This is a genomic window from Paracidovorax cattleyae, assembly GCF_900104515.1.
Taxonomy (GTDB): Bacteria; Pseudomonadota; Gammaproteobacteria; order Burkholderiales; family Burkholderiaceae_C; genus Paracidovorax; species Paracidovorax cattleyae.
Map to the genome: position 1 here is coordinate 1 of NZ_FNJL01000059.1, position 10,352 is coordinate 10,352.

Annotated in this window: 7 protein-coding genes and 3 pseudogenes; 3 read left to right on the forward strand and 7 right to left on the reverse strand. The window is 60.3% G+C overall.

The features are described from left to right. Positions 1 to 311: transposase (locus BLR05_RS24895; protein ID WP_434802845.1), on the reverse strand; the 311-nt coding region annotated here is incomplete at its 3' end. A gap of 217 nt (positions 312 to 528) precedes the next feature. Here BLR05_RS24895 and BLR05_RS26270 point away from each other — a divergent pair. The 3 genes and pseudogenes from BLR05_RS26270 to BLR05_RS24905 all read left to right on the forward strand — a co-directional run bounded on the left by BLR05_RS26270 (position 529) and on the right by BLR05_RS24905 (position 1,898). Next, positions 529 to 1,293 (forward strand): IPTL-CTERM sorting domain-containing protein, encoded by a 765-nt coding sequence (locus BLR05_RS26270; protein ID WP_167361345.1) that lies wholly within the window; start codon positions 529 to 531, stop codon positions 1,291 to 1,293. Between the two features lie 83 nt (positions 1,294 to 1,376). Then, a pseudogene (locus BLR05_RS26275) lies at positions 1,377 to 1,562 on the forward strand (transposase); the annotation flags it as partial. A gap of 195 nt (positions 1,563 to 1,757) precedes the next feature. After that, positions 1,758 to 1,898 (forward strand): hypothetical protein, encoded by a 141-nt coding sequence (locus tag BLR05_RS24905; protein ID WP_196290180.1) that lies wholly within the window; start codon positions 1,758 to 1,760, stop codon positions 1,896 to 1,898. An 848-nt stretch (positions 1,899 to 2,746) separates the two neighbouring features. Here BLR05_RS24905 and BLR05_RS26895 read toward each other — a convergent pair. The 6 genes and pseudogenes from BLR05_RS26895 to BLR05_RS24930 form a co-directional block, all read right to left on the reverse strand. Further along, on the reverse strand, positions 2,747 to 3,130 hold the full coding sequence (locus BLR05_RS26895; RefSeq protein ID WP_208606071.1) for a hypothetical protein: 384 nt from the start codon (positions 3,128 to 3,130) through the stop codon (positions 2,747 to 2,749). A 2-nt stretch (positions 3,131 to 3,132) separates the two neighbouring features. Next, positions 3,133 to 6,735: a LysM peptidoglycan-binding domain-containing protein gene (locus tag BLR05_RS24920; protein WP_092840375.1), complete on the reverse strand. Its 3,603-nt coding sequence runs from the start codon at positions 6,733 to 6,735 to the stop codon at positions 3,133 to 3,135. A 240-nt stretch (positions 6,736 to 6,975) separates the two neighbouring features. Next, positions 6,976 to 8,060: pseudogene (locus BLR05_RS24925) on the reverse strand (IS630 family transposase). Positions 8,061 to 8,175: 115 nt separating this feature from the next. Further along, positions 8,176 to 8,589 carry a hypothetical protein gene (locus tag BLR05_RS26280; RefSeq protein WP_143016025.1) on the reverse strand — a complete coding sequence of 138 codons (414 nt, stop codon included), beginning with the start codon at positions 8,587 to 8,589 and terminating at the stop codon, positions 8,176 to 8,178. Continuing rightward, positions 8,586 to 9,893, reverse strand: coding sequence for a hypothetical protein (locus BLR05_RS26285; RefSeq protein WP_167361346.1), 1,308 nt, complete (start codon positions 9,891 to 9,893; stop codon positions 8,586 to 8,588). The genes BLR05_RS26280 and BLR05_RS26285 overlap by 4 nt, the downstream gene beginning before the upstream one ends. A 146-nt stretch (positions 9,894 to 10,039) precedes the next feature. Further along, positions 10,040 to 10,352 (reverse strand): annotated as a pseudogene (locus BLR05_RS24930) (transposase); the annotation flags it as partial.

Below are 10,352 nucleotides of genomic sequence, written 5' to 3' on the forward strand. Positions count from 1 at the left end.
GTCTCGTCCGGCAACCGCGCCCGCCCCGAGAGCCCCGCGAACTCCCGGTACAGCGGGCGTTCGTGCAGTTCCTCCTCCATGGCCGGGTCGCTCAGGTTCCACCACAGTTGCAGGCAGTGGATGCGCAGCATCGTCTCCACGGCGAACGGCGGGCGTCCACCCAGTGCCTGGTGCGCTCCGCGCGCATGCGGCTGGATCAGTGCCACCAGCGCCGCCCACGGCACCACCCGGTTCATCTCTTCAAGGAAGATCTCCTTGCGGGTCTTCTTGGGCAGGGGATCGAACCCCAGCATCTGCTGCTCTTGCGTCATGCCCGCCATCTTGCCTGCTGCTCACTGCACCCGCCAGTCCGCGATGGGGTTTTGCAGACCTTCCCTAGGGCAGATCACTTGCAATGTTCAGGCAGTTGATTTCGTCTACACCCTCTAAGACGCACGTGCCGTTACCCGGCAACCGAGGCTGCCATGAGGTATGCAATTGAGTGCACAGCGGATACATTTATGCGTCAACGTCCGCAGAAAGCTCACCATGCGAATGGCCCGTGGTATAACGCTGTCCCTTTTATGGATGGCAGGATTGGCGCACAGCGCAAACGTTCTGATCGTTTCCAGTGGCATGCTTGGACAGACCGTGCAAAACTTGACAGGCGTGCAGGCTAACTTGGGGAATGCCGTTACCGTATTGCCCTCCAGCCAGCTGCCTGCCAGTTTGTCCGCCTACCAACAGGTTTGGGATTTGGGATACAACCAGAGCATCGGGGGCACTTATCGCGACCAGCTTGCTTACTATGTTCAGAACGGTGGAAATCTCTTTTTGATGGGGGAGAACCCCGGGGCTGCCCCGACACGCAATCCGGCAATCGTGGGCTTTCTGAACTCTTTGGGTGCAGGTTCGGTGGTCATCAATGGTTATGGGCCTGGAAACGAGACGCTGGCCAGTTGGTTTTTGCTCAACAACCGGATGACAGCAGTCACTTTCAGTGGTTCTGGAACATTCGCTGCGGTCGGGAATGGCAGGTGCATCTCCAGCGGATGTACCGCGGCGGACTGGCCGCGCGGCTCCTTGACGAATGCGCCCCAAGGCAAAGTCATCTCTGTGTTGGACACCAATTTTCTCGACGCCGGCTATCTGCAGTCCGCTTTCGTTGCGAATTTGGTGGAAAACTTCAATGCTGCGGGTACCCAGCCATTGCAAACGAGCATTCCCACCCTATCCCGATGGGGGGTGGGTATGACCGCGATTTTGGTGGCAGCTGTCGGCTTTGCAGCGGCGCGCAGGCGCCGCGGACATTGAGGGATTTCAGGTCAAACCACTGGATCTTTGTTAAGCGCTCCGCTTTCCGCGAAGGCTCCGTGATTTGAGAACATGGAGCCAAGATGAGGACGTCGAAGTTTTCCCCCGAGGTGCGCGAGCGCGCCGTGCGCATGGTGCAGGAACACCGTGGCGAACATCCATCGCAATGGGCGTGCATTGAGTCCATCGCCAGCAAAATCGGCTGCACCGCCCAGACGCTAGACAACTGGGTCAAGCAGCACGAGCGCGACACCAGTCAGCGTGAAGGTCCAAACACCAAACTTCATTCCCTTCGACGGCATCGGCAGCATCGACGAAACCGGGACCATGCTCACCTTCAACAGGGCCGCGCAGGCCATGTTCGGCTTCAGCGCCAGCGAGGCGATCGGGCGCAACGTGTCGATCCTCATGGATACCGAGGTGCGCCGAAGCCCACACGTGAGGAATTCCGCCGGGGCGACAAGGTGGCCTTCGAGGACAAGTACCTGCAGACCGTGGTCGGCACTGTCGTGCGCATCAACGAGCGCACGGCGACGGTCGATGCCGGCGGCGGCAACACCTGGCGCTTGGGCTTCGCGTTACTGCGCCGCGTACTGGACATCTGAGTTGCTCACACTGGCCCGGGTCAAGGGGGCCTTGAGACCACGCTTACGGAGCTCAAGGGAGGTGCGCAGTGGACCACTGCAACTGCACGGGAGTACTTGAGCTTTCAGAAGGAGGATCCTTGGGCAGCGTACTGGAAGAAAAGGCAGTCAATCACGCCGGCGTCAGTGCGCCTGTGAAGACGCTCGAACGCGCTTCATATACATTCTCCAGAGCATATCGTCGGCACTTGCTGTCGTGCAGCATTGCGGAGGTTGCTCCCGGAATGAAAGAGGTCATACCGGGCATGCAAGACCAGTTCAATTCGTCGGGAGCTCCAGCGTAAAATGAACCCGATGCTTCTCGCAATGCCCCATGACATCGCCATAGTGCGCGCGCAATCTGCCTCGCGAAAAACAGCCTCAGCCCAAGGCTCGTATGGCCCGTTCCCGGTCCAGTGAGCCCACGGTAAAGCAAGGATGCTATCACTACTTCGCCCAGGGGCTTACACAGCTGTGAGCTGGCGGTCTGTTGAGCTCGCAATGGTTTTGAAGAACGCGACCTCAGAAACTAGCTGTTTGGCTTGATGGTCCAGACTGGCGGCTGCAGACGCGCTTTCCTCGACAAGCGCTGCATTCTGCTGGGTTACACGATCAATCTGGGTGATTGCCTCGCCCGCCTGGGCTACTCCCAAGCTCTGTTCTGGAGCTACGCCCGAGCAGTCGGCGATGGACCGCCCGCTCCATCCTTGCTGGACCAGCGTGAGACGTTCTCCGGGCTGTAAGTGTGTGTATCGCGAATTTATCTGGGCAAGTTACCTGAGGTTCAGGTGTTGCACTCCAGGTTTGAGACCGCCGTTGTCGGTTGCAGATCAGTCCGCGTGAAACTCAAATCCAGCAGCAACCACTTCCCAATCCACCCACGCCACCGGCTCCTGCAAAATTCCTTCAAGCAGAAACCGCTTCCCTTCGGGTTGAGCCTGCACGTCGAGGTCAGCAACGATCCGCTCATCCTTAAACCCTTGCGGCTGCTTAGGGTCACCGATGTATTCGGTGAGCTTTCTGACGGATTTCGTGACACCGATAAAGACTAATTTGCCGGTTAAGGGTCGGAACGTTCCGTCGTTAAGCGGATGTCCTCTCAGGGTGAGCAAGCCGGTAACAGGAATCTTCATCGAGCCGACTTCAAAAATAGGGGTGCCAAGATTGCTCTCCGCGAAGTGGAGTTCGTCAAAATAACCAATGACTCGCTGCATATTTAATCTCCGATCTTCTTCAAAACGGTAGAGCCAACCTTGCCTGGAGGAATCACGCCACCGTCGGTATACCGGAATACGTTGCCTCGGAAGTCAGGCAACAGCGGCCCAGGAGGCTGTACGACCTTCAATCCGAGAGATTCCAACACCTCTGTGCTTGGTAATTGACCGAACTTATTCAATGGCGTGGCGTTGATGGTTAGCGTCCCCCCAGGCTTCAAGGCTTCTGCCGCCCCCGGCAGCCAATCCATGATGCCAGATCCATCAGGAAGATACGGGTTACTCGCCACTATTTTGTCGGCGGAATTCGCACGAAATGGCAGTTGTGTCGCCGATGCTCGAACCCCTTCCTGAGCCACGATATCGACGTTGATGGCGCCAGGAATTTGCGACGTGCGCCCGCCAAACAGGTCTAGAATGACCGGTTCTCGCGGAAAGGCACCTCCGGCATTGCCGACACCCACGACCCCATCCAAACGTGCACTCAGCGGCAAATCCCGAGCCAGCCCATTACTAAACGTAGCATTCAACTCTGCATTCAGCAGCGATGTCTCACTACGCGCGACATTGAAGATCCGGGCTCCCGCCCCCAGCACCTTCGCCAGAGCAAAGCCTCCGAATTCGTTTATAGCTGCTTCCGGCAAGCCTTTCGCAACTTGAGTCCACAACTGACTGCCTCGCACGGGGTCCATCCCGCCTAGCGTGGACTGCAGGTAGTTGACGATCGGTGCCTGACGGGTCACACCGTCCCATTGAGAGAGGTACTGGACTGGACGGCTGCCGTCGTTGGCGGGTGACATGGCTTCGGCGTCACGTCTGGACAGCATGCGCGGGTCGCGCATTCCCGCAAGACTGACCACATCCTGATTGGCCAGCGTAGCAGCCTGCGCTGCTGCTTGCTGCGCCGCAGCTGCTTGCCGCGCCGCCTGCTCGGCGGCGGCTTGCTCACCTATGGCTATGTCATTGCCATAAAGCCTCAACCCCGTGGTGGCAGCCGCCGTGTCCGCGCCGGGCAACATGATGGACTGATCGGGCATGATGCGCCGCGCATTGCTGATGCCGTTGATCTCAAAGAGCTGGCCTACGTAGTTGTTGATGGCGCGCTGGCTGGCTCCAGTGCCCAACTCCGAGCGCGCAATCCGCTCCAGCGAACCGCCAAATTCGCCCGCACGCACCGTCCGGCGCACATCTTCTACTTGGGCCGGCAGTGGCTGCGTCTCGATGTCGCCAGGCATCCGCACCGGATAAGCTACGGCGCCCTCACCGTCAGGCGACGCCGCCGTGGGTGCCATCTGTCGCAGTCCCATGGGATCAAGAGCACGACTCCTTGCCGCAGTGTCCTGTGCAAAGGTGACCTGCGTCCCACTTGCAGCCGCCAGGCTTTGCCCAAGGGCATTGCCAAACGCATCGGTCGCCACCTGCTGCACGCTGACACGCCCGCCCTTCAGCACCGCGGTGGTCATCCCTGCAGCGAAGCCCGACACGGCTCCACGGGCCAACCCGGTCGCGAACTCGCTGCCCAGACTCCCAAACACGTTGCCGCTTTGCAGTGCTTGTCCCACCGTGGCTCCCACACCGGCACCCACGGCCCCGGCCGCAACGCTCTTCCAGTCGAAGTGCGATTGCAAGCCCGTCACTGTTCCGATGCCTTGGGAGATCGTGCCGGAGACCGCCTGGCGCAATGCAGCGTCGGCGAACGGGCTTCCCAACTGGGGCAGAGCGCCCGACAAGCTCAAGGCGCTGCCGACTCCGCTGCCCAGCGCGCTGAGCGCGACGCTCTTCCAATTGAATCCGTCTTGCGAACCAATGAGGTTGCCAACCGCCTGGCTGGCAACAGAGCCTACCGCGCCAGCCGCCATTGCTGCGCCGACCACACCCAACTGGCTCATGCCGGCAATCCCGGCAGCGCCCGCGCCGAATGTGCCGCCGCTGAGCACGCTCATTCCTGCCTGCATGATGTTGACCGAAGCACCGCTGAGCACTCCGGCGGTGTAGATGGACACCACCACGGCCACGGCGACCATGATGATCGCCCCGATCCCCCCACAGCCCCCCCCGTTCGCCGGCACCGGCAACACCGGATCCATGCTCCCCATCGCCTGGCTCGGGTCGTACGGCTGGAACGTCTCCACGCCGTTCGCATTCAGCGACAGCTTCGGCACCGTCAGCGTCTGCCCTGCCGTCAACGCCCCGTCGCCCGACACCGCCAGGCTGTTGGCCTCCGCGATGCGCCACCACAGGCTCGCGTCGCCCAGCACGTTGCGCGCGATGTCCTTGAGCGTCTCCCCGCCCACCACCGTGTAGGCCACCGGGTCCAGGCTCTTGTGGCGCGGGCGGATCTGCGCGGCCTGCAGGCGGAAGTCCGCCGTGTCCACGTACGCCGGGGTGTTGGTCTGGGGTGTGTTCTCCTCCTGGGTGGGCGCGTCGCCGTAGCGCGCCAGCACTTCGCCGTTGGCGACCAGCTGGCGCTGCACGTGCCCCGGCGTCAGCCGGCTCCCCGTCACCCCGCCCTGGTAGCCCGAGGCCGGGTTGGCGATGCTGCTCTGCACCTCGCCCTGCGCGTTGAACCCGCCCTGGCTCACGAACACCGCCGTGCCGTTGGCGTCGTTGACGAACGTGCGGTCGTAGCGCGCGTCGTTGCTCGTGGCCTGCGTCGCCTGGTTCGTCAGTGCTGCCGCCAGGCTCCCGTCCGGGGCCTGCGCCGCGCTGCCCGTCGCCTTCGGCTGGCGGATGCCCACCACGAAGCCGTTGGCGTCGCGCTGCGTGATCGTGCCCACCACGTCACCGCCGCGGCGCGTGAGGGCTGCGCTCTGCTGCCAGCTGCCGTTCAGGTAGGTGTACTGGTAGGTCGTGGTCGTGGCTCCGCCGTCCCCGTCCTGGCGCACGCCTTTCAGGTTGCCTGCGGCGTCGTACCCCAGGCCCGTCACGCCGCCGGCATCGTGGTAGGCCACGTTGGTGGTTTGCGAGACCTTCTGGTTGTCGCCAGTCTTCGAGCTGCGCACCACCGTGTGCACGTCCTGCAGCTTGCCCGCGGCGTCGTACTGGCTGTAGCGGTACTCATAGCTGCCGCCCGTCTCGCCGATCAGCGTGCGCGCCGCGACCTGGCGGCCCGCGCCGTCGTACCTGATGCGGTCCATTTGATCGCTCGCGCCATCGCCCCGGTAATAGTCGATGCGGTGCAGATCGTCATAGGTATAGGTGTAGGTCTTCGTCTGGCCATTGGTCACCGTCCTGTCCAGGGTCCGGTTGCCCGCCAGGTCGTATTCGTAGGTATGGGTCTCGACGCCGCCATTGACGGAAGACACCTGCTGGCTCCAGGCCTGGCGGTTCATCGCGTCGTACTGGAAGTCCGTGGTGTCGGTGTGCACCACCTGCCGCTCCTGCAGCCCGCCCTGCTCCGTGGTCGTGCGGATAGTGTTGATGACGTGCGTCTTCACCTGCGAACGGTTGCCTGCCAGGTCATAGGTGATGCGCACATCCGAGCGCCCATCGAACACCGCACGCAGCCGGTGCTGCGCGTCATACACCAGGTGGTTGTCCTGGTACACCACGTCGTCCAGCAGGCCGGAGGTGAGCAGCGTCTTCTGCGACATCTTCTCGGCCACGCGGTTGCCGGCGAGGTCGTATTCGTAGCGGGTGGTCTGGCCGAGGTAGTTGTCCCGGATCTCGATGAGCTGGCCCGCGCCGTCGTAGCGGTAGTCGACCTAAAACGCAATTTTCCTCGCTGCATCTGTTCGCATTGTGCTGCCCATGACATTCCCAAATGCTTTAATTTTTGACCGACTCCAATGCATCCAGGACGATCGACATAAAGTCTCGTCGATCCACAAGAGGCTCATCAAAAGCTAATGTCGTGAGTCCGAAGTTCGCATGCAAAAGCGTTCGACACTGGCGAGGATTTCATCAGCGGTCTTTGACCAGACGAACGGCTTTGGAGCGGCATTGTTGATCTCGATGTGCTGACGATGGCCTGTTCAAGTTGACGTGTCGAGCGGTGGGTGCCGCGTCGAATGCAGCGCTGGGTCAGCGTTGCAAACCAGTGCTCGACCTGGTTGAGCCAGGAGGCCGATGTCGGCGTGAAGTGGACGTGAAACCGGCGATGCCTGATCAGCCAGTTCTTGATCAGTGCGGTCTTGTGTGTGCCTTAGTTGTCCATGACCAGATGCACGTCGAGCACCGCAGGCGTATTGGCATCGACCGTACGCAGGAACTGCAGGAACTCGCTACTGCGGTGGCGCCGATGCGTCTGGCCGATGACCTTGCCGGTGGCAATGTCGAGCGCCGCGAACAGCGTCGTTGTGCCATGGCGCTCGTAATCGTGGGTTCGCCGCTCGGGGATGCCTGGCGCTAGCGGCAGGATGGGCTGCGTACGGTCCAGCGCCTGAATCTGGCTCTTCTCATCGACACACAGCACCATCGCCATCAGCGGTGGATCGAGATAGAGCCCCACGATGTCGCGCACCTTGTCCACGAACATCGGGTCGCTGGACAGCTTGAAGGTCTGCTGGCGGTGCGGCTGCAGTCCGAAGGCCCGCCAAACGCGCGAAACCACACTTTGCGACAGCCCCGTAGCACTTGCCATCGTGCGCGTGCTCCAGTGCGTGGCGCCGACAGGAGTCGTCTGCAGCGTTTTGGCGATCAAGGCATCAATGCGGGCATCTTCGATGGTCTTGGGCGCACCCGAGCGCGCTGCGTCCAGCAGGCCGTCGAGCCGCTGCTCGACGAAGCGGCGACGCCACTTGCCGACCATCTGCTGAGTGACCCGCTGGCGCGTGGCCACGAGCTTGTTGTCCATGCCCTCAGCGCACGACAACACGATACGGGCGCGCTGCGCCAGGGCCTGCGAGGTCTTGCGGCGCAATGTCAGCGCCATGAGCTCCTCATGCTCCTTCTCGGTCAGCACCAGTGGTGCCTTGGGTCGTCCGCTCATCGTTGCCTCGTCGAGTACGCCACGGTACACGAATGATCGAAATCCGAAACAGTAGTTCATCGAACTTCGGACTCACGACACTAGCGGGATACCGTCTGCTACAACATTGCCAAATTCAATTCAGCCGATTGGCAATCTGAGCGTCATGATTGACAACGAGTGTTTGAACGTCATCAGTTAATGGCAGCGGGGAACCAGGAAACATTATGCAATAGCACTGGAAAATGAATGTGCGAACCCCCTGCGGAGTAGGAATTGGAGCCGAGCAAGCCTGCCAAATTATATCCCACATCTCACTACCTTCCGGTTCAGAAGCAATAAGATAGCGTAGCGTGTTCTCAACAACTTTTTTGGTCTCACACTTTAGGGAATCATATCGAGGAACAACAAAATCTCTAATTAGTTGTTCCATGAATTCCGGGCTAACCCAATCATCATCTTTCGCTTGAACACCATTCTCATCTAAGAACATCAGTTCATAGAAGAGATTGCTCAGAATATATCCGTTAACAAGATTACTGGTTTTCATGGAATAGGCCTCAGCAGCGGAAACATAGTATATGGCTGACCATTTCTAAAAACAGCATTAACATTCGTCGTAAACATCCAATCAAGCCCCGGCGATTTAGTATACCCCTCACCGATAAGCCCTTCCATTTTAAATGAGTACACTTTGTTCACACCACCATTCAATTGAAATATTGAGTCGGCGCGCTGCATGGCAGCACCCATATCCCGATTAGACAAGAATCTTGTCGAATCGCGGAACGCCTTGTCAATGCTTCCGTCCGGAGCCAATTTGGACGACGCTCGGATTTCTTGATCAAGCAGTTCAGTGCCGGGCCCATGCCTCTCAAGAAAGTGAGTCTTCGGGTTAACCGCCTTGGCCGCTGCATATCTCTGGTTTAGCCAGTTCGACCAAGTCACTTCACTCTTGCTCTCGAGCAGTGCCCTACGCTCTCCGGCAGTAAGGTCACCCCACTTTGACTGCAACTCGGACATGCGACTTGTCGCCGCACCTTTCACACCGCCAAATGGCAGTTGAGTCTCAGACTGGACCAGAAAGCTCCGCGTGGCAGGCGTACGCGTCATCCCCATGGGAACAACCGCCGCTCCCGCAAAGTTTAAGCCGAGCCAGAGGCTCTCTCGCGTCAATCCACGCACATCACCGTTCATCGCAGCAGTGGTCAAACCATAGGCGCCAGTGCCTGCGTGATAAACCATCCCGAGCGGCGAGACATTGAAAACGCTCACCCCGGTGGCTTTGATACCGTCCCAGGTACCCATGCCGCCGTTCACAACGCCGTCAGCGTACGAACTCAGCGGGGTGAGGGGCTGGTAGTCCCCCGTAACTGCGCCGTGCAGCGCCTTCAGGCCGGTCTGCGCCAAATCGGCGAGAGGTGCGACCGTCAGGTCCGCCAACCCCACTATCGTCCCTGTCACAACATCACCGACACCGCCAGCGATCGCGCGCAACATCGGTGGAGCCTCGGTCGTGAAAGGCTCGAAGATCGGCGTCACGGTCTCGCGAATCACGCTATTGCGGTTCAATGCGGAGGTTATTTCTTCATCGCGCAATCGATCAAGATCTTTCATGTCGGCTTGGGCCTTGGCCAGCATTGCATCGACGGAGGGCTCAACCCCCTTTTCGGTGATGTATACAGTACGCCCACGCTGCTCGATCGAGACAGGGCCGCGTCCCATCGTGAATCCATGGCCGGCTGCCAGCAGCACATCATTGCTGCGATCTACCGGCGGCGTCGAACCATCGCCGACGGCGCCTACGAACTGCTGCATCTGCGGGAAGTCTGACTTATACGGCTTGCCAAACACGATGTGTTCTCCGGTATCCGGATCCACATACGGACTGGCAGAAGTCCCTTGACCTCGATAACCGCCTCCCATGCTTGCAGCCGCAAGAGACTCGCCCACAGCGTTCCCGAACGCATCCAATGCCACCTGCTGCACGCTGATCCGCCCAGGGCCTCGCGTTCTTGCCTGTCCAGGCGCTGGCGGGGCGCGGGCACCAGCGTGGCATCGATGGCCTGCCCGCCCCGGGCGATGTAGCCGTGGCGCTGCAGTTGCGCATCCACTCCCTGGAACAAAGCGGTCGCTCCATCCACGCCCAGGCGCTCGCCGAAGCGCCAGATGGTGTTGCGGTCCGGCACGTTCATCGCGTCTTGCAGCAGACAAAAGCGCTGATAGCTCGCCCTGTCCAGCAACTGGTATTCCATCTGCTCGTCCGACAGGTTGTACAGGCGCTTCAAGACCAGGATGCGCACCATCACCTCG

Coding starts and splice junctions, on each gene's coding strand:
- BLR05_RS26270 (WP_167361345.1), top strand. CDS start 529: ATGCGAATGGCCCGTGGTATAACGCTGTCCCTTTTATGGATGGCAGGA.
- BLR05_RS26895 (WP_208606071.1), bottom strand. CDS start 3,130: ATGCAGCGAGTCATTGGTTATTTTGACGAACTCCACTTCGCGGAGAGC.
- BLR05_RS26280 (WP_143016025.1), bottom strand. CDS start 8,589: ATGAAAACCAGTAATCTTGTTAACGGATATATTCTGAGCAATCTCTTC.